This window comes from Salegentibacter lacus (assembly GCF_020164555.1).
Classification (GTDB): domain Bacteria; phylum Bacteroidota; class Bacteroidia; order Flavobacteriales; family Flavobacteriaceae; genus Salegentibacter; species Salegentibacter lacus.
The window spans coordinates 1-23591 of sequence record NZ_JAIQZB010000021.1 but is presented as its reverse complement, the minus strand read 5'-3'; the positions used below and the strand labels follow the sequence as shown (position 1 = coordinate 23591).

The following is a 23591-nucleotide window of genomic DNA, read 5'->3' as shown; positions in this document are numbered from 1 at the left end:
TATAAATGCAAATTAAATTAAAAACAGAAACGATGAAAAAGAAGCTTAAAAACGTGATGATGCTTAGCCTGGTAGTGGGATCGCTATCTATGACCTCTTGCCGCGATGCCGAAGAAAAAAAGGATGAACCGGCAGAACCTATGCAAAATGAAATGCACCAGTCTGAGGATCAAGCTAAAATGGAGACCTATAAAGGCGAAGAATTACGGGCAGAATTTAAAGATGAAACTACCGCTGAACTCTATAGTTTATATGTAGAAATAAAGGACGCCTTTGTAAATACCGATGCTGAAGCTGCAAGTAATAAAGCAGCTGAACTCGCTAAAAAAGCCGGTGAAAATGAAGAAATTACTTCGGTTGCTAAGCGAATTTCAGAAAGTGATGATGTTAATATGCAAAGAGAAGAATTCTCTAAACTTACCGCAGCCATGGAATCTGTTTTGCAAGACGCTTTAGAATCGGGTGAGATTTATAAGCAATATTGTCCAATGGCTTTTGAAGGAAAGGGTGACTACTGGTTTTCCAATTCCAAAGATATTTTTAACCCGTATTATGGCGATAAAATGCTGAAATGCGGTAGGGTAGAAGCTACTATTCAATAATTAAATATATTCCTACAGGGTTTTAAAACCCTGTAGGTTTTAACTTATAAAAGGATTTTGAAAAATAATATTCTGCATATAAAAAACATGGTTTGCGATCGTTGCCTGATGAGCGTTAGAAATACTTTAGAGCAACAAAACCTCAAATATGAACACATAAGTTTAGGCAGGATCGAGTTTAAAGAAGAACTTTCTAAAACTCAATTACAGCTTTTAAAGGAAGAGCTAGATGACAGCGGATTTGAAATCGTGTCTGAAAGAACTGATAAAATTGTTAACGATATTAAATCCTTGATTATTGAATGGGTTTACGAGCGAAAAGATTTTGAAAACAAAAAGCTTTCTCAGGTTCTAAGTGAAGAACTGCATTACGATTATAGCCATCTTACCACCATCTTCACTAAAGCCGAAGGGCAAAGTATTCAAAGTTTTCAGAATAAGATAAAGGCAGAACGTATCAAAGAATTACTGGAATATGATGAATTGAATATTTCAGAAATTGCCGATAAAATGGGTTTTGGCAGTGCCGCTTATCTTTCTACTTTCTTCAAAAAAGAAGCTGGATTAAATCCGTCGCAATATAAACTGCGACATTTAGAACGAAAGCCACTGGACGATATTTAGTCTTTCAAGTTCTGAAAATTTATATTGAAAACGTTGTGATCCCGGGGATTTGGGATTGTTTCAACATCATATATCTTTTGAGTTTCCAGTCCGTAAACGGAATTTTCTGGCCTCATATTTTTCAATTTTCTTATAACTTCTTACCATAATTTTAAAACTCATTACGGTTTATAGTGCTTAACTTTGATGTAAACCATTAAAAACCAATATTATGAGGAATGAGGAATTGCTAAGCACCTTAGGGAATTGCATTAACCACTGCAATTATTGTGCTGATGCATGTCTTGATGAAGACAATGTGAAAATGATGAAAGACTGCATTAGAACCGATAGGGTTTGTGCAGAGGTTTGTAGCACGCTTAACCAGGTATTGGTTACCGGTTATAAAAATGTAGACGGACTCGTAAAGTATTGTATCGAAGTTTGTAATGCCTGTGCCGACGAATGCGGCCAGCACGATCACCAACACTGTCAGGATTGCGCCAAAGCCTGCCGTGAGTGTGCAAAAGCTTGCGAAGCATATTTAGCCTAAAATTTAAATCTTTAAAGGCTGTTTGAATTTTTCTTACTGGCCGTCACCCTGAACTGGTTTCAGGGCCTAATTTCTTTCAATTTAGATGCTGAAACAAATTCAGCATGACGTGGGTAAAATTGGTTCAAACAGCCTTTTCTCTCCAATAAAATCTATGAAACACAGCTATCAAATTTCTGGAATGATCTGTATGGGTTGCAGGGCCCACGTTGAAAATACTTTAAAAAATGTGGATGGGGTAACGAATGCCCAGGTAGATCTCGAAAAATCCTCCGCCGAAATCGAGATGGAAAAACATATTGAAATTGAAGAATTTCAGAAAGCACTAAAAGATAGCAACTACCAAATTCATCCAGAAGACGAAAACGTTCAAACATATCCTGTGAGTGGAATGACCTGTATGGGTTGTAGGCGCCACGTTGAAGAAATTTTGAATAAAGTTGAGGGTGTAAAATCTGCAGAGGTAAATCTCGAAAAGGAAGAAGCTAGAATTGTTGCCAAGGAAAATGTTTCATTAGAGAAATTACAGCAAGCCTTAAAAGATGATGGTGATAACTACCAAATTCACCAGTCTGGAAAGAAACCGAAACCAGAAAAGCAAAAAACTAAAGGAAGTGGCACTGGGGTTTATTATTGCCCTATGCATTGCGAAGGAGACAAAACTTATGATAAACCCGGAGATTGCCCGGTTTGCGGAATGGATTTGGTAGAAGAAGCCAGTCTAAAACCTCAAGCTACAACGTACACCTGCCCAATGCATCCTGAAGTGGAGCAGGATGGTCCTGGTTCCTGCCCAAAGTGCGGAATGGACCTGGTGCCAAAAGAACCCGAAGAATCGTCTGAAAGCAAATCATATAAAAAGCTGCTAAAAAAGTTTAAAATCGCGGTTGCGTTTACCTTACCTATTTTTATTATCGCAATGTCTGAGATGATTCCGAACAATCCTCTGTATGATGTCTTAGAAATGAAATACTGGAACTGGGCGCAGTTTGGGCTTTCAATTCCCGTGGTATTTTACGCTACCTGGATGTTTTTTGAGCGCGCCTGGCGATCTATAAAAACCTGGAATCTCAATATGTTTACCCTTATTGGCATTGGTGCTGGTGTGGCCTGGCTTTTCAGTGTTTTTGGTATGTTGTTTCCCGATTTCTTTCCGCCGCAGTTTAAGACTGAAATGGGCACCGTGCACGTTTATTTTGAAGCTGCAACGGTAATTCTCACGCTTGTTCTACTTGGTCAGGTCTTAGAAGCCCGGGCACATAGTAAGACAAATTCGGCTATAAAGGAATTGCTGAAACTAGCTCCAAACAAAGCGATAAAAGTAGTTGATGGCGAAGAAAAGGAAGTTTCTATAGACGAAATTGAAAAAGGAGATATTCTAAGGGTGAAACCGGGAGATAAGATTCCCGTAGACGGAGTTATTGAAAAGGGAAACTCCAGTATAGACGAGTCTATGATTACCGGAGAACCTATTCCGGTTGATAAGGCCGAAGGCGATAAAGTAAGTTCAGGAACCATTAACGGAAACCGAAGCTTTACCATGAAAGCCGAAAAAGTAGGGGAGGAGACCTTGCTTTCTCAAATTATAAAGATGGTGAATGATGCCAGCAGGTCTCAGGCGCCTATTCAGAAATTAGCCGATAGAATTTCAGCTTATTTCGTTCCCGTTGTGGTAATTGTTGCGGTAATCACTTATATTGTATGGGCCATTTATGGGCCTGAACCACAATATGTATATGCGCTTGTAAATGCAATTGCGGTATTAATTATTGCCTGCCCTTGTGCGCTAGGTTTGGCTACACCAATGTCGGTTATGGTAGGTGTTGGAAAAGGTGCACAAAACGGGGTACTTATTAAAAACGCCCGTGCTTTGGAGCAAATGGATGATATTGATACTTTAATAATCGATAAAACCGGCACCATTACCGAGGGCAAACCCAAAGTGGAAAAAGTTGAAGTGATTTCAGAAGAAAATAAAGACGAAATTATAAAACTTATGGCTTCGGTAAATTCACAGAGTGAACACCCACTGGCAAAAGCCACGGTTGATTTTGCAAAGGAAAAAGAGCTGAAATATATAGAAGCTTCAGATTTTAATTCGGTTACTGGGAAAGGAGTGACCGGAATGGTAGACAATAAAAAAGTTGCCATTGGGAACGACAAGCTAATGCAAGCTGAAAATGTTGAAATTTCTTCAGAAATTACTAAAAAAGTAACTGCTGAACAGGAAAAAGGCAAAACCGTATCCTTTGTTTCTGTAGAAGGAAAAATAGAAGGATATTTTACGATTACCGATCCTATTAAAAAAACGAGTAGAGAGGCCTTAAAATCTTTAATGGACGATGGCGTTGAGGTTTATATGTTTACCGGCGATAATGAGAAAACCGCAAAATCGGTTGCCGAAGAACTGGGTTTAACCGGATTTAAAGCGGGAATGCTTCCGGAAGACAAACAAAATGAAGTAAAAAAACTTCAGCAGGAGGGCAAAAAAGTCGCGATGGCCGGCGATGGAATTAACGATGCCCCTGCACTGGCACAGGCAGATATTGGTATCGCTATGGGAACCGGAACTGATGTCGCGATAGAAAGCGCCGAAATAACCCTGGTAAAAGGAGATCTAAAAGCAGTGAAAAAGGCAAAGATGCTAAGTAAGAAAGTGATGCGAAATATTAAGCAAAACCTCTTCTTTGCCCTAATTTATAATACTCTTGGAGTGCCGATTGCTGCCGGAGTTTTATACCCGGTTTTCGGACTTTTATTATCACCAATGATCGCTGCTTTAGCGATGAGTTTTAGTTCGGTTTCAGTGATTGCAAATGCTTTGAGATTGAAAAATACCAAATTACAGTAAAATACTAATCAACCAAAAATAGTAGAAATGCAGGATTTTTTAAGTAAGTGGGGAGAAGCGGCGTATACCAGCGCCGGTTTTTTTTGGATGGCTTTATGGGCCTTTATTCTTGGATATGTGATAAGTAGTTGTATCCAGATTTTTGTGACCGAAAAGCGCATGGAAAGAACTATGGGAAAAGACGAATCTAAAAGTCTTTTGCTGGGAACTTTCTTTGGTTTTATTAGTAGTTCCTGTAGTTTTTCTGCTTTAGCTTCCACAAAAAGTTTATTTAAAAAAGGCGCCAGTTTCTCTTCTTCTATTGCTTTTTTACTTGCTTCCACCAACCTGGTAATAGAACTGGGTATTTTAATAGCAATCTTTTTAGGCTGGCAATTTGTGGTAGGTGAATATATAGGCGGAATATTGCTTATTCTCATCAGCTGGATACTTATTAGGCTTATCAATCCGCATAAATTGATTAAAAAGGCACGAGAGCGTCTTGACGAAAAAGATGAAGATGATGAAGATTCTGAAAAATCCTGGAAGAAAAAAATAAAGTCTGAAACCAGCTGGGCTAAAGTTTCCAAACAATACGCGATGGAATGGAAAATGGTTTGGAAAGATGTGACTTTAGGTTTTACAGTTGCCGGTGTTGTTGCCGCTTTTGTTCCAGATTCTTTCTTTCAAACTTTATTTATAAACACCGGTGATGGAAATACCGATTTTGGCTTTTTTACCATTCTTGAGCATATCATAGTAGGCCCAATTGCCGCTTTTTTAACCTTTATAGGTTCTATGGGGAATATTCCTTTAGCAGCACTTTTGTTTGGGAAAGGAGTAAGTTTTGCCGGAGTAATGGCTTTTATTTTTAGTGATTTGGTAGTTTTTCCAGTATTAAGAATTAATGCAAAATATTACGGATGGAAGATGTCGCTTTTTATACTTTTCCTCCTTTTTACCGCGCTTATAGGTACGTCCTTATTACTGCATTATGGGTTTAATTTATTCAATTTATTACCCGATCCTTCATCCGTAAAAATCACTAATGCAGAACACTTTAAGATTGATTATACTTTTTGGCTGAATATGATTTTTTTAGCAATTTCTGGAGTACTAATTTATCTTGGGTTTTTTAAGCGGAAAGATGTAATGCATATGAAGGAAATGGCACCTAAAAGTCAGTTGTTGGAAACGAGCTTGAAATATATTGCCTTTGTGTGTTACCTGTGGCTGGCGGGAGGTCTTATTGCGAAGTTTTTTCTTTAGGAATAAAAAAAGAGAGCAGAAAGGATTTAAATTTTATTTGGCTCAGATATAAAATTTAGATTTTCGATTTTCCAGGTGCTGCTCTCAATTTAAAATTCAAACAAACTCAACTAATTAATCTAAAAAAGTCCCTAATTGATTCTTCGATATTTAACTTCAAAAAATCTTTTTCATAGCAATTTAAGCGGTACTTTTCTATAAGACTTTAAAATTTTAAAAAGGTTTAATATAAAACATAAAAAAACCACCGTGTAGGGACGGTGGTTTTCAAAACTAACAAATCAAAAAAAATGTTGAGGTGTTATTTGATAGGGTTTAATATTAAATCTATTCTTTCTAAAGCATCCTGAAGGTGGTACCTGGTTAAACGGTCTCCTCGGTTGGCTGCTCTCCTAATTTGGTTTTGAAGTGTTTTAAGCTCTCCTCTTACCACAGGACGAATATCACTTTGCGCAACATCTACATCACTTCTGCTAATCCAGCTTCTGTATCGTGATGGAATTTCGCTCTGCTCTTCCGTCATTAAATGCTCCATACGCTCAATATATGCGCGTTGAAGATTTCTACGGTAACGGTCTATGTTTTGTCCTGAAGAAAGTTCGCTCCAAATTCCGGTTCTAACATCGGTCATCATATCGATTAAACCATAAGCTTCCTCGCCGTTTATTTCTTCATTTTCCATTAAACGAGCCATTCTTCCGAAATCCAGTAGATTGTTAAGGCTACGTTCCTGCATATTTCTAATGCGCTCTACCTGCCCGTCAAATTGAATCTTATTAAAAATCTCCTGATCTATCATCCATTCTGGAGTTTCAAAAAGTTGTTCGTGCAAGAAATTCATCGCTTCTTTTTGGCGTTCAGTATCTACGTGAGAATAAACAGCACCTTCCTGGTCGTAAGTTTTGTAGTGCTCATAAACACCACCAATATTTGCAGTTACGTGTCCCATATAGCGGTTAAACTGACTTAAAACCTGGCCGTACATGTCATCTAGGTCATCGTAGTTTTTCCCGTCTTCGGCAGTCCACTCGATTAGTTTCGGCATTATGCGTTTCAGGTTTTTAATTCCATATTCACTGGCCAAAACTGCATCGTCTCCAAGATCTTCAGTTTGGGAACTTGGATCTATAACTCCGCCGCTTTGCTGGCTTCCGAAGCGATATAAAGGATCATCAGCTTTTTCAAGGATCCATTCGTCTAGAATTTCCTTTTCCTCTTCAGCAGTTTTATCTAAAATTGGTCGGTAACCCCACTCAATTGCATATTTATCGTAAGGTCCAATATCCGGCATTAAAGCTACATCACCGTCTTCCGGCTGTGCGATATAATTAAAACGCGCATAGTCCATAATTGAAGGTGCAGTACCATATTCCGCAGTAAATTCAGGATCACGAAGATCTTCTACTGCATAAGCAACACTACTTCCCATATTATGCGGAAGACCTAAAGTATGGCCAACCTCGTGAGAAGAAACAAAACGGATTAAACGACCCATTACTTCGTCTTCAAATTCAACGCTACGGGCATCTTCATTGATAGCCGCAGTTTGTACAAAGAACCAGTTTCTAAGCAAGGTCATTACATTATGGTACCAGTTAATATCTGATTCCAGGATCTCTCCTGAACGTGGGTCACTTACGTGAGGTCCGTTTGCATTTGGAATTGGAGAAGCTAGATAACGTACAACAGAATAGCGAGCATCTTCCGGGCTCCAATCTGGATCCTCTTCTTTAGTTGGAGGATCTTTAGCTATAATCGCATTTTTAAATCCTGCAGCTTCAAAAGCAACCTGCCAGTCTTCAATACCTTGTTTGATATAAGGAATCCATTGTTTTGGAGTGGCGCGGTCTACGTAATAAACAATTTGTTCTTTCGGCTCAACTAATTCCCCGTTTTCGAATTTTTCTCTGTCTTCTTCTTTAACTTCAAGTCTCCAACGGTCAAGGTATTTTACTTCTTTACTTTTTTGAGCATCAAGCCCATAATCTGTTTGCCCACGGGCAAACCAACCTACACGCTGATCGAAATAACGACGCTTCATTGGTTCTTTTGGAAGCAGGATCATAGAATTACTAAACTCTAAAGAAATAGACCCTGTGCTTGCATTAGAAGGCGGTTCGCCTGCATTGTAAGTTTTTACGTGTCTAACTTCAATATTTTCGGGATAGCTACGAATAGTATCTATATAAGAACGGCTATCGTCTAAACGCGAAACTTTATATTGTTTTCTTGTGCCGTCTCTTAATCCAAGAGCCTGAACATCTTTTGTGTAAAGATCGGTTACTTCAATTACGGTTGTTTTATTTACGGAATCTTTTCCTACAGTTTTTATAGGGAACCGTTGTAAAACAGGCTCAAAATTAGAGTTTACTACGGCTTCGTGCACAGGAAGTGAATCTGCAGCATAGATTTCGTGAGAAACAACCCTTAAAAGTACGTGACCGTCTTTTTTCTGCCAGCGGTGAACCTGGGTATTTTGTTTCCCACCGCCAAAACCAATTCCGGTTGCGGTTTTAGCGATTCTTGTTACCGTAAGCATTTCACGGTTAAAAAGGCTATCTGGAATTTCGTAGAAATATTTGTCTTCTACCCGGTGTACGGTGAATAAACCTTCGTCGCTTTTAGCGTCTTTGGTGATTACCTTGGCGTAAGGCTCAAAGTCTCCATTCTTTTTTGAGGCTTCTTCTTTGGAGGCATCAGCCGAAGATTTATTAGGCTGAAAAACCGCACAACTGGAAACCGATACCGATAAGGCTACTAAAAAGAGCTTATGCGTAAATCGTTTGGTCATAAAGTTTAATTTTGGTTTGTGTGATTAAATTGAAGTGATAAATTTTCTTTAGCGAAAGCTAAAAAACGAAAAAAGACCACCATTTGGTGATCTTTTGACTGAAATATCTTAAAAAGGTTTAAAACTGAAGTTAAAAAGGCCTTAATTTAACCTTTGTTCACTCGATAATCGAGCTTTCATTTTATTGGCTCTATTTTACTTTAGCGTTGAAAAAGGCATTTTTTTCTTGCTCCATTTCTTTAATTCGGAACTTCTTAAACTGCTTTTATCTTCATAGTTTCATCATCTTTAAAAACATCTATCATCTTATGTTTTCTAAGTGATTTAAGGGTTTTATCCCATTTTTTATTACTTAAACCCGAATTGGTTTTTATAGTTTCCAACTCCTGGATTTCATCACTTTTTAATAACTGAAAAACCGCTTTTTCGTCTTCGCTAAGTTCAACAGCTTTTCTTTCCGGTTTCATTTGCGGGAAGAATAAAACTTCCTGGATTGATTGATTATTAGTTAAAAACATAATTAATCGGTCCATTCCAATTCCTAATCCGGAGGTAGGAGGCATCCCGTATTCCAGAGCTCTCAAGAAATCCTGATCTATAAATTCGGTTGCTTCGTCGTCACCTTTTTTAGCTAGTTTTAGCTGTTCTTCAAAACGTTCGCGCTGGTCTATCGGATCATTTAATTCTGAATATGCATTAGCGATTTCTTTCCCACATACCATTAATTCAAAACGCTCGGTTAATTCAGGATTTTCACGGTGCTCTTTACAAAGCGGGCTCATTTCTTTTGGATAGTCGGTTATGAAAGTGGGTTGAATGTAATTTCCTTCGCATTTTTCACCAAAAATCTCGTCGATGAGTTTTCCTTTTCCCATTGTTTCATCAACTTCAATTCCCATATCCTCCGCTGCTTTTCTAATTTCAGCTTCAGATTTCCCGGTAATATCAAACCCGGTGAATTCCTTGATGGAATCGGTCATGGTAACACGTTTGTAAGGCGCTTTAAAATCGATTTTATTTTCTCCAAAAACGGCTTCAGTAGTATTGTTTACAGCAATTGCACAATGCTCCAACAGTGTTTCGGTAAATTCCATCATCCAGTTGTAGTCTTTATAGGCTACATATATTTCCATCGCAGTGAATTCCGGGTTATGCGTTCTATCCATACCTTCATTTCTGAAGTTTTTCGAGAACTCATACACCCCGTCAAATCCGCCTACGATTAATCTTTTAAGATATAATTCATTGGCAATTCTAAGGTAAAGCGGAATATCCAAAGCATTGTGATGGGTAACAAACGGTCTTGCCGCAGCACCACCGGGAATGGATTGTAGAATTGGCGTTTCAACTTCAAAATACTCCCTTTCATTAAAGAAATTCCGCATCGCGTTAAACAATTTGGTACGCTTTACAAAGATCTCTTTAACCTTTGGATTTACCGCTAAATCAGCGTAACGCTGGCGGTAACGGTGTTCTGGATCTGTGAAACCATCGTAAGTATTTCCGTCTTTATCGGTTTTTGGAAGTGGAAGCGGGCGAATAGATTTACTAAGCAAAGTGAAATCTTTTACCATCACAGTCATTTCACCAACCTGGGTTTTAAAAAGCTCCCCTTCAATACCTATAAAATCGCCAATATCCAGCAATTTTTTATAAACATCATTATACTTGCTTTTATCTTCACCGGTGCAAATTTCGTCACGGTTAAAATAAACCTGGATCTTTCCTTTAGAATCCTGTATTTCGGCAAAAGAGGCTTTACCCTGGATACGGCGCGACATTAACCTTCCGGCCAGTACCACTTTTTTTCCTTCTTCAAAATTCTCCTTTATTCCCTTGCTGGTATCCTTAACCGGGAATAAATCTGCCGGATAGGGGTTAATACCTGCTTTTCTCAGTGCAGAAAGCTTCTCTCTTCTTACTATTTCCTGTTCAGATAATTGCATACTCGTAATTTGATGTATTAATGCTTGCTTTGGCAAAACGAGTGCAAATATAGTGACTATGTGGCTACCAACCAATGCGATATAAACCTGAATTTTTGATAATATTTTAGCGATAAAATGAGGTCTCTTCCCAAATAAGATTTCTCTATTTATAATCTTATCTTTGCGACATATTTGATAAAAGCATTAAATAATATGAGTGTTTGGCGTGTAATTCTTTCTGTTTTATTTCCACCCCTTGCGGTTTACGATCGGGGATGTGGTTCTATTTTAATTGTGTTGATTCTTACTATTTTAGGTTGGATTCCGGGTGTTATCGCTGCACTTATTATTCTTAATAATCCGAGAAAAGGCGTATGAACAAGCAGATAAACTTACAGAACTTAGGTTACAAGGATTATAAAGAAACCTGGGATTACCAGGAAAGTCTTTTTAAGGAGATTCTTGATCTTAAAATTAAAAACCGAAGACAGAATCTAAATGAAATTACGCCAAATTACCTTTTAATGGTAGAGCATCCCCATGTTTATACTTTGGGGAAAAGCGGTGATGTTAAAAACTTGCTTATTTCTGAAGCCGAACTCGAAAAAAGACAGGCTAAATATTACAAAATTAACCGTGGTGGTGATATCACATATCACGGGCCGGGGCAGTTGGTAGGATACCCAATATTGGATCTGGATAATTTCTTTACCGATATTCATAAATACCTTCGGTTTCTTGAAGAATGTATTATTCTTACTTTAAAAGATTATGGTTTAAAGGCTGAACGCAGCCCGGGCGAAACCGGAGTTTGGCTGGATGTGGGAACCCCATTTGCCAGAAAGATATGTGCGATGGGTGTTCGTGCCAGTCGTTGGGTCACTATGCACGGTTTCGCATTAAACGTAAATGCCGATTTAGGCTATTTTGACCATATTATTCCCTGTGGAATTGAAGGGAAAGCAGTCACTTCTTTAAATGTAGAACTCGGGAAAAGAGAAATTCCTTTAGCTGAAGTTCAGGAGAAGGTTTTAAAACATTTTGAAGAATTGTTTGAGGCAGAATTGAGTTAGAATTTATACAATAAAACTTCTTTTTCACCTCCTTTTACTACAAATTCCGGGCGGTTATCGATATCGGCATTATTTAAATTGATCTCTGAAGTGCCGTAAACGGGGAAGCCGGGAAGCAGTTCTGCATTGCTGTCAAAAACATACACTTTTTGGGTTTGTAGATCGGTTAGGCTGATGTAATATTTGTCGTTTACATATTGGATTTCAGGTTCAGTGTAAAGTCCGTAATCCAGGTTTAATTCTTTATTTCTAATCTTTAGAATATTTTCTGAAAGGCTCACCAATAGATTGGGTCTTGCTGAAATCTTGTGATTTTCGCTAAAATTGGTGCTTGAAATATTTACCTGGCCGGTTTGTGTGACCTTAACTAAATTTCCTTCAGAAGTAGTTGAAACAAAATCATTTTCAAATTCATACCATTCGTTTTCAGAAAAATCTATGCTCTCTTGTACCTTTACTCTATGCTCTCCCTGCCTGCTCAAAATATTAAGTTTTCCCACTTTTTCAGGAAAAACGATATAGTCTTTATTCTGAATTCTTAAATGTTTTGGCGCTTTTAGAATTTCGGAATTAGTTTTTCTAAAATCGAAACCTCCTACACTTTTTCCATTTTTATCATACATAAACACTTCATCGTTTTGCGTAATCAAAAAGCGGTATTTTCTGTTGTTGTCATAATCGAATAAAGACAAGGGCTGAGTAATTGGATCTTTAAATTTAAGGGGAAAGGGTTTTACCGTATTTCCGTTTCGGTCAAAAACTTCTATAGAATAAGGAGTGGCAAAGGCAAGTTGAAATCGTCCATTTTTAAAAAGGTCTACCTGTTTGATGTCTCCCAAAATTGGTACACTTAATTTTTTCTTCCAGAAAACCGTGCCTTTGTTTGAAATTAGATAAAGCGTGTTATTAATATCCTGAACCGCAATATCCATTTGGTTGTTCAAATGGTTTTTAACCAAGACCGGTTCGTTAAGTAATTGGGCTTCAAGGTTTACAGAAAGCATTTCTTCGGTCTTTCTATTGGAGATGTCTCCATTATTTTGGGTTTCAAATGTACCGTGAATATGAGCGAAATCATCTTCTTCTACCAGTTGTAGAATGGCCAATTTATGTTCGCCAAAATTCAGATTATTTATTTCTTCCCTTAATTCGTTTGCTACGGCGTCAGCGAGATTAGCCTTTAATTTCTCGGTTTTTCCGACAATTAGTATTGATGATTCCTGGGCTAATTTTTGCTGACTTTCCTTATAAAAGGATTGATGCGCCAGGGTATTCTCGTTTACATAATCCGCAATTAGATCTCGAAGTTGCGGTATTGAACTGGCAAAAACGAGGTATTCGTCAATTGCAACGGCGAAATTTGTTTTTTCAGGTTTTAATAACGGATTAAAAAGTGTTTTAAAAGTTTCGGGTTGAGAAATCTTATATATGGGAAAATCGCGATAGTTTTCTTCTAACTCACCATAATTAGAAATTAAATCCATAGCATCAACAGTTACGAGGGTTTTTAATGCCAATAAAGAATTTTCTTCCGTAGCGATAATCCCGGCTTCCTGGATGTTTAAAATAATTTCGTCAATAGCATTAGAAACCGAATCGCCTCTAAACTTTTTTAAATTCTGAAGAAATATTTCAGGATTTTTATAGCCTATAGTTGCAAAACCTGTCGAATTTTGGGGAGTGACGGCAGCAAGTTCCTGCGGAACCGTTCCTGAATTTTTAAAAATGTCATGAAGAGCAGATGAATTTTCGGCAATACTAAGACCGTTAAAGGAAAGCCCACTTTTAGAGAAATCGAGATCTAATGCGCTCCAATCGGCATAATTTTCTATATTTTTTAGATCTAAATTTGGAAATAATTTTCGCTGAAAATCTTTTAAATTCTGATGATTAAGGATTACAGAAGTCTTGTTAAGATCTATAGCCGAATATACTCTTTTGAAATCTTCAGTCTTAAGTAACTTTTCTTCATTTAGAACCTGTCTTAGTTTTTCTTCAGAATTAGAAGCTATAAATGGTGTATTTTCATTTGATAAAAAGAATGTTTTGTTTTCTAACACCATTTTTTGGTAATTATGGCCTTCAGTTTTAATGCTTTCTACCGATTTATTTTTAATGGAATCCAGTTGAAATTTGGGCTTGTCTTTAACTATTAAGGTGTAAATCAATTTATCGTTTTCAGAGATAGAAAATGCGATTATAGCCGCTGTAAGAGTGCCGGCGTGGTTCAAATAGCCTAATTCACCTTTTAGATGATCTTTCGCACTAAGTTTATTTTCATTTAAAAAGCTAAAGTTTTCTAAATCCTGCTGAAGATTTTTAAGGTTAGGAGTTTGAATAATTACCGCAGCATCATCAGGAATAAATCCGGAAGGATCCACGATTTTTTCCTGGTTTTGACAGGAAATAAGAAAGAGAACTAGTAAAATTTTGAAGAGAATTTTCTTCATAAAAGCTAAAATTTCAGCAAATATAAAAGTTATAGCGTAAGTTTTAATTGTTCCGGCAAAAGCTTGAAGCTTTTTCGATGATAAGGAGTGCTGCCAAACTCCATGATCGCACGGCGATGTTCTTTAGTGGGATAACCTTTGTTTTGTTTCCAATTGTAAAGAGGGAATTCCTGATGTATTTTTTCCATAAATTCATCTCTGGCGGTTTTAGCTAAAATAGAAGCTGCAGCAATGCTAAGAAATTTCCCGTCCCCTTTTATAACGCAATCGTGTGATATATTTCCGTATGGTTTAAATTTATTGCCATCCACTATAATATGTTCTGGTTCACAACTTAACTGTTTAATCGCCCGGTGCATCGCCAAAATAGATGCATTTAGAATATTAATTTCATCAATTTCTTCCATATATACGTGGGCTATTCCGTAAGCAATAGCTTCACCAATAATAATTTCTTTAAGTTTATTACGATCACTTAGCTTAGTTTGCTTAGAGTCGTTTAATAATTTGTTTTTAAAGTTTTTGGGTAAAATTACTGCTGCTGCAGTTACTGGGCCGGCAAGGCAACCACGGCCGGCTTCGTCTGTGCCGGCTATCTGGCAGGGGAGGTTATACATTTTTAGCATGATACTGCAAAAATTGCAAGATTTTCGGGTATATACAAAACTATTAGTTCCTTTTCTTCGTATATAATATATAGTGTGTTCTTTGAATTTGCGCGGGAAAACGTTTCGGAAAATGAGTTATTGCCTTTTTTTTATTAAAATACTCATAAAGTTCCTATGGGTTTACAAATGTTAATTATATATAATTTTGCAATATTCGTAAAAAAATAACCTCTCAAAGGGCCTCTGTTTTATATCTTTCAAAGATGTTTTGATAAAGGAAATGATAATTCAATTAAAAAATCATTTGGTTTATTAAGAATTTATTATGATTTTTGGCGTAGGCTAATTCAAATTTAAATAATAATGAAAAACAAATTACATGGAATTCTTACGCTATTATTAGCGTTTGTAGTGCAATTTACTTTTGCACAGGAAAAAGTGGTGACCGGTACGGTCATCGACGAAGATGGTTTGCCCCTACCGGGAGTGAACGTAATTGAGAAAGGTACCACTAATGGTGCCCAAACAAATTTTGATGGGGAATATAGTCTTTCAGTAGACATAGGAGACGTCATTGTCTTTAGTTATGTTGGATTTAGTAATCAAGAGGTGACTGTTGGAGCAGCTGATGTTTATGATGTTACTCTTGGTACAGACGCTGCTGCTTTAGATGAAGTAGTAGTAGTAGGATACGGTACCGCTACAAGACAATCTTTTGCTGGTACAGCAACTACCATTGATACTGAGAATTTGGAAAATAAAAACTTTTCTAACGTTTCTCAGGCATTAGCAGGTGAGGTTGCAGGTGTTAATGTAATTAATACTTCTGGACAGCCAGGTACGACTTCTACGATTAGAATTAGAGGTTTTGGTTCTGTAAATGGAAACCGAGCTCCGCTTTATGTAGTAGACGGTGTTCCTTTTTCAGGAAGTATTAACTCTATTAACCCCGCAGATATTAAGAGTACTACCGTACTTAAAGATGCTACCGCAACCGCAATTTACGGTTCTCGTGGTGCCAACGGTGTTATTTTGCTTACTACAAAAGCAGGTACTTCTACCGGAGAAGATTACATTGAAGTAGATGTTAGAACAGGTGTTAACGATCAGATAATTCCAAGATATGATGTTCTTACTTCACCAGAACAATACATCGGACTTGTTTGGGAAGGTATTTATAATCGAGGTAATATTACGGGAGCTGCAGATCCAGTAGCTTATGCAAACGCAAGATTGTTTTCTTCTAATTATGTTCCTGCTGGATATAATATGTGGAATGTAGATTCAGCTTCAGAATTAATTAATCCTGATACCCGTATGGTAAGAGATGGTGTGACAAGAAAGTATACACCACAGAATTATGCTGATGCAGCGTTTAAGCAGGCTATTAGATCTGAAGCCAACGTGCGTTTTGGTGGTGGAGATGAGAAAACTACTTACTTTGCTTCTGCAGGGTATTTAAATGATAATGGTTATGCTTTAAATACAGGCTATGACCGGTATACCACACGTTTAAATTTAAAGTCTCAGGTTAAGGAATGGTTAGACCTTTCCGCTAACATTGGTTATGCATATTCTGAGCAATTAGAAAACGGCCAAACAGTAGGATCTGAAAACGTTTTTGAATTTGCTGACAAAACAGCTCCTATTTTTGGGGTTTATTTGAGAGATGATGAAGGAGAATTGGTGCCAGATCCTATATTTGGTGGTAATCAATTGGATTATGGTAGCTTTTCAAATTTTAGAACAAGACCACAATCTGACGGATTGAACCCGGTTGGTTCTGCGCTTTACGACTATAATAATACTGAAAGACACGAATTGAACGGAAGTTTTGGTTTAGATTTTATAATTACTGATAACCTTACGTTTGAAACCAAATTTGGTGCTCAGTATGCGATGAATAGATATACTAGTGCAAGCAATCCTTTCTATGGTTCTGCGCAAGGTGATGGCGGTACTTTATTTAAGTCAGATACCGAAACCTTAACTACTAACTTTTTACAGTTATTGCGTTATGAGAATCAATTTGGGGATCATAGCCTGGAAGTTTTGGCTGCACACGAATCTAATGATTTTGAATTGTCTTATAATACAGCATTTAAAACCAAAGCTGTAGCTTCAGATATTTACGAACTAAATAACTATGTTGTTGCTGCAAGTCCTGCTACTGGTTTTAACGAAGGAAGGTCTATAGAATCTTATTTTGGGCAGGTTAACTATAATTTCATTGATACTTACTTCCTTACAGGATCGGTACGTCGTGACGGATCTTCTCGTTTTGTTAATGAGAAATGGGGGACATTTGGATCTGTTGGTGCTGCCTGGGTAGCTTCTAACGAAGATTTCCTTGCAAACAACGATTTGTTCAACTTCCTTAAATTTAAGGCTTCTTACGGTATTATGGGTGATGAAGCTGGGGTAGGATACTATTCTGGATATGATACTTTTAGTATTAATAACCTAAACAATGAGATATCTCTTTCAATGTTAGGGAATGGAAATCCAGATCTAACCTGGGAGACTTCAACAATGTACCAGGTAGGTACTGAGTTTGGACTTGGAAAATGGTTAGATGGTTCCATAGATTATTATATTAAAAATACAGAAGACCAGATTTTTTCACGTAGAGTAGGTCCTTCTCAGGGTATCGCCATTATTACAGTTAACGATGGGGATTTAAGAAACTCAGGTTTAGAATTTAATTTAACAGGTCATCTTGTTCAAACTGCAGACTTTAATTTAGATCTAAGTGTGAACGGTGAGATTTTGGATAACGTGATTACAAGAATGCCATTAGATCCTTCTACTGGAGAAGAGCGTATATTAGATACTTCTAATTCTCCTTTTGCTTTTAGTGAGGGTAGATCTATTTTTGATATCTATACTAGAGAGTATGCGGGAGTTAATCCAGCGAATGGTGCTCCACAGTGGTACCAATACTTTAATGATGCTAATTCCAATGGAATTCTGGATAATGGTGAAGAAGCCATTCAAAATATGAAACTTTTTACTACTGATAATCCAGATGCTAATATTGAAAGACGAGTTACAGAAACTTATGCTAATGCTACTGAAAAATATATCGATAAATCAGCGATTCCTGATGTAAGAGGTGGTATGAGATTAGGTGGTAACTTTATGAACTTTACTTTTGGCGCTCAGCTTATCTATAGCTTTGGAGGTCATGCTTACGATGCGCAGTATGCAGAGTTAATGAGCGACCGTTTTGGTGCAGTTGGAAACAATTACCACTCAGACATCTTAAACAGATGGCAACGTCCTGGAGATATGACAAGCGTTCCTGCTTTAACAGATAACGCATTTGTAAATGGTACTTCAGCTTCTGACCGTTTTGTAACAAGCACAGATTATATCGCATTAAACAATGTTAGAGTTGGATATACGATTCCAGAAGAAATGTTTGGAGATAGCGGGATTAACTATGTGAACCTCTATTTATCTGGAGATAACCTTTATGTGAATACTGCAAGAGATGGTTTCCTTCCAAACACGGATGAAACAGGTAATTCTGGACGTCGTTTATACGCCCCTCTTACAACGATTACTGCAGGTGTAAGAGTTAAGTTTTAAAAATAAAAAATATACGATATGAAAAATTTATTTAAATTAACATTGCTGTCATCCGCGCTGCTTATGCTAGTAGGATGTAGCGAAGACTACCTGGAAAAGGAGCCTTCTGAATTTTTAACACAGGAACAGGTTTCAGAAGCTGGTGAAACTAATGCAGACGTACTGGTTGGAACTTTGACTGGTATTTACTCTCTTCAATTTGAATCTGGATCTGGAGGTACTACTAACCACGATGATTTTGGCCATAAAGGATATGATATTTATGGAGATATGCTAAGTGGTGATATGGCCCTTTCTGTAAGTTCTTTTGGTTGGTATAGAGCTGATATCACTGAATTTCAGGCGCCAAAGGATTTTCTTCAACAAAGAAATTATATGCCTTGGAGGTATTATTACCGTATTGTTCGTTCTGCCAATCTTGTTATTAATGCAGTTGGAGGTAACGATGCTGAGCCGGAAGTAGAAGAGAATAAATATATTCTTGGGCAAGCTAAGGCATTGAGAGCACATTCTTACTTTTACCTTACTCAATATTATCAAAAGGAATACGATCCTAATGAGGAAATACTTCCAATTTATGTATCTCCAGAAGAGGAGAACGGTCCTAAAGTACCGGCATCACAAATTTATGATCTTATAGAATCAGATTTAAATCATGCGATTTCTTTGCTTGATGGATTTGGAAGATCTGCTAAAAACGAAATAAACCAGGATGTTGCAAAAGGTATTTTAGCTTATGTTTTGGCATCAAAGGACACTCCTGAAGCCTGGGGACAGGTTAAGACTTTAACCGATGAGATTATCGCTGAAAGTAGCTACCCAATTATGGATTCTACTGAAGTTGCTCCTACAGATGCTGCAGAAGTAAACTTGGTTGGAAACAGCGGAAGCATTTCCGGTGGTGGATTTAATGATGTAAATACTGCAGGATGGATGTGGGGTGTTGATGTTACATCAGATGTTGGGGTTGGTCTTGTTTCCTGGTGGGGACAAATGGATTACTTCTCCTATAGTTATGCTGGTTATGGTGATTATAAGGCCATGGATTCTGATCTTTACGATCAAATGCCTGCTGATGATGTTAGAAGACGTCAATTTATGAGCAATCCTGGATCTGCTAACTATCTGCAACCATGGGGTAAATTCTATGATCCTGCTAGAGTTGCAAGAGGGCCATCTCAGGTAATTACAATGGATCTTGTTTATATGAGAATCGCTGAAATGTATTTATTGAATGCTGAAGCAGCTGCCAATCTTGATATGGATGCTGAGGCCAGAACATCTTTAGCTGCCCTTTTAGACTTAAGAGTAGATGATACATCTTACCTGGATGATCTTTCTGGGCAGGATCTTGAAGATGAAATTTACCTACAAACTCGAATTGAACTTTGGGGTGAAGGGAAATCTTACCTTGCTATGAAGAGAAACAAGGCGACGACTGTAAGAGGGCCGAACCACTTATCTTTTGTAGGGGAGCCAATTCCTTATAACGATGAGCGTATGACTTTTGAAATTCCAGAAGCGGAAATTCTTTATAACCCGGCTATTAGTACTCAAAACAACTAGTCTTAATCTTAAAAGATAAATACATTATGAAAAAATATTTATTGTTATTTATTGCAACCATAGCGTTTTCTTTCGTGGGTTGTGATCATGAAAGTGATTTTACGCCACCAAATTTTGCCGCGCTTCAAGAAGGTCCTGCAGATATTAAAATAGAATTGGGCGGAAGTACATCCTATGATTTGAATGTTTATACATCCAATATAGTTAACGAGGATAGAACTTTGGATATAGTAGTAAGGGAGTCTTCTAGCATGAGTGCTGAGGCATATTCTGTACCTGAAACAGTAGTTGTACCTGGTGGTTCTAACGAGGCAGTTTTTACAGTCAATGTTCAGGATGTTAATTTTAGTCCAAATGGAGAAACCTTAATTCTAGGTCTTGCACCTCAAGAGAATTTTTCTACAGGGGATGACTTTACTCTAAACGTTTCTTTGTCTTGTGATAGTCCTTTGGTTATTGATTTCGTTTTTGATGGCTACGCTAGTGAGACTACCTGGAATGTTAAAGATACTGAGGGTAATACTATTTTAGAAGGCGGACCATATGTAGACGGAGCCGGAGGTACTACGGTAGAGAGATGTCTTCCTGATGGCGATTACACTTTCACCATTTTTGATTCTTACGGAGATGGTCTTACTTTTCCTGACCAAGGATCTGTAACCTTAACTTTTGGTGGAGAGGAACTTCTTGTTATTCCTGGTGATTTTGGAGCTGAAACAACTGAAGCTTTTACTCTTGGAGGTAGCTCTAATACTGAAGAAACTGATGGTGATGACACTTAATGTTATACTATAAGAAGTTATAGTTTATATAAATTTATGAAAACCGTCTAAAAATTATTTTTAGACGGTTTTTTTTTGACCTATTACTTTATAAATATGGTGAATAATGCTATTTGATGAAACAGTTATTGGAACTGTCTGTCTGATCTGTAAAATATAGAATACTTACAGGCTGAATATCTTTCTACACAATTTTTTTGCTAAAATCACGGTTCAATTACCTATCTTATATTATATGCTCGGTGCTTAAGACTTCAGCGAGAAGGCCAAAGGCTTTGTGATCTTTTTGTTTATAGCAATTTCTGTTTTCTGTGATTTTTATTTTTACTTTTGTTGAAGTCCATTTTATATATGAAACTTTACATACTGCTGATTTTACTCCTTATACCTATTTGTAGCCAGGCCCAAACTAGATTGGGCGGTGGTGGCGGAAACCAAGGCACCTCGGAAAATGCTACTAAGGAAGAAGACACCATTAAACCCCCAATCTCTGCTTACAAAATAATTTCAATAGCTAATGATACTACTCATGTAGATACCACATTAACTATAGAAAAAAATTATAAATTCAATTATCGCCGAAAAGATAATTTTGAGTTACTACCATTTTCTAATACTGGGCAAACCTATAATAAGCTTGGGATAGATTTTGATGCAGAAAAATTATATCCGGAGTTTGGTGCACAAGCCAGGCATTATAATTTTTTAGATGTAGAAGATATTTATTATTACCACGTGCCCACACCGGTTACCGAAGCTTATTTTAAAACCGTACCTGAACAAGGGCAACAATTAGATGTTTTATTTACTATTAATACATCAGAGAGATTGAATTTCTCTGCAGCTTATAAAGGTGTTCGTTCATTAGGAAGATATCAAAATGCGCTTACGAGCACAGGGATATTTAGGTTTGGCCTAACTTATAAAACACTGGATAGAAAATATCAGTTAAGAACGCATTTTGTCTCCCACGATTTAATGAATCAGGAAAACGGTGGGCTGTCAGATTTAGCATTACAACAATATATAAATAAAGAAGAGGAATTCGAAGACCGTTCCTTGCTAGCAATGAATTTTGAAAATGCCGAAAGTACACTTTACGGAAAACGTTTTTATCTAGATCATTTCTATCATGTAGCCAGGCCAGATTCTCTTTCCTCTAATGCACTAAAGATCGGTCACATTTTTAACCACGATTATAAGAAATTCGATTTTCTTCAGGCTAATGCGGTAAACGAGATTTTTGGACCTTCTTTTCAGCGTAATAATTTACGGGACCGGGTGCGTTTAACCGAATTTTATAATGAAGCCTATGTGCAGTGGTCTAATAATACTCTTGGCGAGGTAAAAGCCAAAGCAGCCGTTAAGAATTTCGAATACGGTTATAAGACATTTTATATACGGGAAAACGATACTATTAATAATAAGCTTACCGGATCAAATTATTCGTTAGGTGGAGAGTATAGAAAAACTATTGGCGGTTTTGATGTAGAAGCCGACGCTATGCTAAACCTCGCTGGTGATTTTACGGGTAGTTATTTTTCAGCACACGCGGGTTATAGTTTAGATGAGGAGAATAGATTAGAGTTTGGAGTTAACCAAAACAGCCATATGCCTAATTATAATTTTCTGCTTTATCAAAGCACTTATATTAATTATAACTGGCAGAATGAATTTGATAATGTAAATACGCAAAGTATTTACGGAAAATTGCGTTCTAAAAAGTTGCTTAATATAGAAGGAAGATTAACACAAATTCAAAACTACACCTATTTTGCTGAAGGGGAAGATACCCTGGTGAAACCATTTCAGGCGGGAGACCAGGTGCGTTATTTAAAGTTGAAGGCAAGTAAGGATTTTGATTTTGGCCTTTTTGCCATAGATAATACCTTAATGTACCAAAACGTGCTGGACGGTGCATCGGTTTTAAATCTTCCTGAATTTGTAACTCGAAATTCTATTTATTATAAAGATGAATGGTTTGATAAGGCGCTTTACCTCCAAACGGGATTTACTTTTAAATACTTTACTAATTATAATATGAATGCTTACGATCCTGTTTTAGCTGAATTCTATGTTCAGAATTCAGTCGAATTTGGGAATTATCCGGTAGTAGACTTCTTTTTTAATGCGAAAGTAGATCAAACCCGAATCTTTTTAAATCTTGAAAATGTCAATTCGTTGCTGGAGGCCAACAATAACTTTGTAGCACCGCGCTATCCTTATAGCGACTTTTTACTTCGATTTGGTCTAGTTTGGAACTTTTTTCTTTAATTTTTTCTTCGGAAGCGATTCTCTATTGAATGTTTTTTAACCAATTGTTTGCCTATTTAGAAGGTACGGCGCATTTGAAGCATGATATTTATGAGAATAAAGTAGATCCAGCTGAAATTTTCTGAAAAATATCTAAAATCGAATAAAGCCTTGTGCATCTAAAAAACCCGCGTATATTTGCACCCGCTTTGAGACACAACGAGGGTTGGGGAGTAAAGTGGGAAGTTCATTACATACTGGGAGATGCAAGGTTTTTAAGGTTTGAAAAAGCTTTAAAAATTAAAAGTAAAAAAAATATTATTTTTTACTTGTGAGAACTAAAAGGGGTTGTATATTTGCAGCCGCAAAAACAGCTAAGGTTTTGTTTGAAAATCGGTGTTGTTTTTAGAGTTCTTTTAAGGAGTTGCTTTTTAAAAATAAAGTCAAAAAATTTATTAAAAATTATTTGGCTTGTAAAGAAAAAGTAGTGTATATTTGCAGCCGCTTACAGCGGAAACAAGTTCCCAAAATATTGAAAAGAAATCCCGGGTGGGTAAGTAAAGAGTAAAGGTTCGAGTCCTTTTGTTTTAGCAAGAATATCTCGGGTAATACCGGGGAAGTTCATTGATTTATTGAATTGACAGCGCGTAAAATTGCATTAGCAATTTTTACAAATAATTTAGAATTAA

15 protein-coding genes are annotated in these 23591 nt (G+C 37.1%); 11 read left to right on the top strand and 4 right to left on the bottom strand.

Going from position 1 to position 23591, the window contains the following annotated elements:
- Positions 1-32: 32 nt before the first annotated feature.
- The 5 genes from LB465_RS15275 (at position 33) to LB465_RS15255 (ending at position 5857) form a co-directional block, all read left to right on the top strand.
- Entirely contained in the window at positions 33-602 is a 570-nt protein-coding gene (locus LB465_RS15275) for a DUF3347 domain-containing protein (protein WP_224470792.1), read from the top strand.
- Positions 603-659: 57 nt separating this feature from the next.
- Entirely contained in the window at positions 660-1226 is a 567-nt protein-coding gene (locus LB465_RS15270) for a helix-turn-helix domain-containing protein (protein ID WP_224470791.1), read from the top strand.
- Between the two features lie 211 nt (positions 1227-1437).
- On the top strand, positions 1438-1758 hold the full coding sequence (locus tag LB465_RS15265; protein WP_224470790.1) for a four-helix bundle copper-binding protein: 321 nt from the start codon (positions 1438-1440) through the stop codon (positions 1756-1758).
- Positions 1759-1912: 154 nt separating this feature from the next.
- The gene (locus LB465_RS15260; RefSeq protein WP_224470828.1) at positions 1913-4609 is read left to right on the top strand and encodes a heavy metal translocating P-type ATPase; all 2697 of its coding nucleotides are present in this window, start codon (positions 1913-1915) and stop codon (positions 4607-4609) included.
- A 27-nt stretch (positions 4610-4636) separates the two neighbouring features.
- Complete coding sequence (locus LB465_RS15255; protein ID WP_224470789.1) at positions 4637-5857, top strand: permease; 1221 nt, start codon at positions 4637-4639, stop codon at positions 5855-5857.
- 301 nt (positions 5858-6158) lie between these two features.
- Here LB465_RS15255 and LB465_RS15250 read toward each other — a convergent pair whose 3' ends face one another.
- Complete coding sequence (locus tag LB465_RS15250) at positions 6159-8648, bottom strand: zinc-dependent metalloprotease (protein ID WP_224470788.1); 2490 nt, start codon at positions 8646-8648, stop codon at positions 6159-6161.
- A 254-nt stretch (positions 8649-8902) separates the two neighbouring features.
- The gene (gene lysS, locus LB465_RS15245) at positions 8903-10594 is read right to left on the bottom strand and encodes a lysine--tRNA ligase (RefSeq protein ID WP_224470787.1); all 1692 of its coding nucleotides are present in this window, start codon (positions 10592-10594) and stop codon (positions 8903-8905) included.
- 195 nt (positions 10595-10789) lie between these two features.
- Between lysS and LB465_RS15240 the strand changes: the two genes are divergently transcribed.
- Together LB465_RS15240 and lipB are read left to right on the top strand one after the other, a co-directional pair.
- Positions 10790-10954, top strand: a complete 165-nt coding sequence (locus LB465_RS15240; protein WP_075327910.1) for a YqaE/Pmp3 family membrane protein — start codon at positions 10790-10792, stop codon at positions 10952-10954.
- Positions 10951-11649, top strand: a complete 699-nt coding sequence (gene lipB / locus LB465_RS15235; protein ID WP_224470786.1) for a lipoyl(octanoyl) transferase LipB — start codon at positions 10951-10953, stop codon at positions 11647-11649. Before LB465_RS15240 ends, lipB begins: the two co-directional genes overlap by 4 nt.
- Here the strand turns inward: lipB and LB465_RS15230 are convergent.
- Both LB465_RS15230 and LB465_RS15225 read right to left on the bottom strand, forming a co-directional pair.
- The gene (locus LB465_RS15230) at positions 11646-14099 is read right to left on the bottom strand and encodes a hypothetical protein (protein ID WP_224470785.1); all 2454 of its coding nucleotides are present in this window, start codon (positions 14097-14099) and stop codon (positions 11646-11648) included. The genes lipB and LB465_RS15230 overlap by 4 nt on opposite strands.
- A gap of 29 nt (positions 14100-14128) precedes the next feature.
- The gene (locus LB465_RS15225; protein ID WP_224470784.1) at positions 14129-14725 is read right to left on the bottom strand and encodes a ribonuclease HII; all 597 of its coding nucleotides are present in this window, start codon (positions 14723-14725) and stop codon (positions 14129-14131) included.
- Positions 14726-15070: 345 nt separating this feature from the next.
- Between LB465_RS15225 and LB465_RS15220 the strand changes: the two genes are divergently transcribed.
- The 4 genes from LB465_RS15220 to LB465_RS15205 all read left to right on the top strand — a co-directional run bounded on the left by LB465_RS15220 (position 15071) and on the right by LB465_RS15205 (position 22923).
- Positions 15071-18301 carry a SusC/RagA family TonB-linked outer membrane protein gene (locus LB465_RS15220; protein ID WP_224470783.1) on the top strand — a complete coding sequence of 1077 codons (3231 nt, stop codon included), beginning with the start codon at positions 15071-15073 and terminating at the stop codon, positions 18299-18301.
- Between the two features lie 18 nt (positions 18302-18319).
- Positions 18320-19867, top strand: a complete 1548-nt coding sequence (locus LB465_RS15215; RefSeq protein WP_224470782.1) for a RagB/SusD family nutrient uptake outer membrane protein — start codon at positions 18320-18322, stop codon at positions 19865-19867.
- A gap of 26 nt (positions 19868-19893) precedes the next feature.
- Complete coding sequence (locus LB465_RS15210; protein ID WP_224470781.1) at positions 19894-20649, top strand: hypothetical protein; 756 nt, start codon at positions 19894-19896, stop codon at positions 20647-20649.
- A 351-nt stretch (positions 20650-21000) separates the two neighbouring features.
- Positions 21001-22923 carry a putative porin gene (locus LB465_RS15205; RefSeq protein WP_224470780.1) on the top strand — a complete coding sequence of 641 codons (1923 nt, stop codon included), beginning with the start codon at positions 21001-21003 and terminating at the stop codon, positions 22921-22923.
- The last annotated feature ends 668 nt before the right edge of the window (positions 22924-23591 follow it).

Coding starts and splice junctions, on each gene's coding strand:
- LB465_RS15215 (WP_224470782.1), top strand. CDS start 18,320: ATGAAAAATTTATTTAAATTAACATTGCTGTCATCCGCGCTGCTTATG.
- lipB (WP_224470786.1), top strand. CDS start 10,951: ATGAACAAGCAGATAAACTTACAGAACTTAGGTTACAAGGATTATAAA.
- LB465_RS15205 (WP_224470780.1), top strand. CDS start 21,001: ATGAAACTTTACATACTGCTGATTTTACTCCTTATACCTATTTGTAGC.
- LB465_RS15255 (WP_224470789.1), top strand. CDS start 4,637: ATGCAGGATTTTTTAAGTAAGTGGGGAGAAGCGGCGTATACCAGCGCC.
- LB465_RS15240 (WP_075327910.1), top strand. CDS start 10,790: ATGAGTGTTTGGCGTGTAATTCTTTCTGTTTTATTTCCACCCCTTGCG.
- lysS (WP_224470787.1), bottom strand. CDS start 10,594: ATGCAATTATCTGAACAGGAAATAGTAAGAAGAGAGAAGCTTTCTGCA.
- LB465_RS15265 (WP_224470790.1), top strand. CDS start 1,438: ATGAGGAATGAGGAATTGCTAAGCACCTTAGGGAATTGCATTAACCAC.
- LB465_RS15275 (WP_224470792.1), top strand. CDS start 33: ATGAAAAAGAAGCTTAAAAACGTGATGATGCTTAGCCTGGTAGTGGGA.
- LB465_RS15225 (WP_224470784.1), bottom strand. CDS start 14,725: ATGCTAAAAATGTATAACCTCCCCTGCCAGATAGCCGGCACAGACGAA.
- LB465_RS15210 (WP_224470781.1), top strand. CDS start 19,894: ATGAAAAAATATTTATTGTTATTTATTGCAACCATAGCGTTTTCTTTC.
- LB465_RS15230 (WP_224470785.1), bottom strand. CDS start 14,099: ATGAAGAAAATTCTCTTCAAAATTTTACTAGTTCTCTTTCTTATTTCC.
- LB465_RS15250 (WP_224470788.1), bottom strand. CDS start 8,648: ATGACCAAACGATTTACGCATAAGCTCTTTTTAGTAGCCTTATCGGTA.
- LB465_RS15220 (WP_224470783.1), top strand. CDS start 15,071: ATGAAAAACAAATTACATGGAATTCTTACGCTATTATTAGCGTTTGTA.
- LB465_RS15260 (WP_224470828.1), top strand. CDS start 1,913: ATGAAACACAGCTATCAAATTTCTGGAATGATCTGTATGGGTTGCAGG.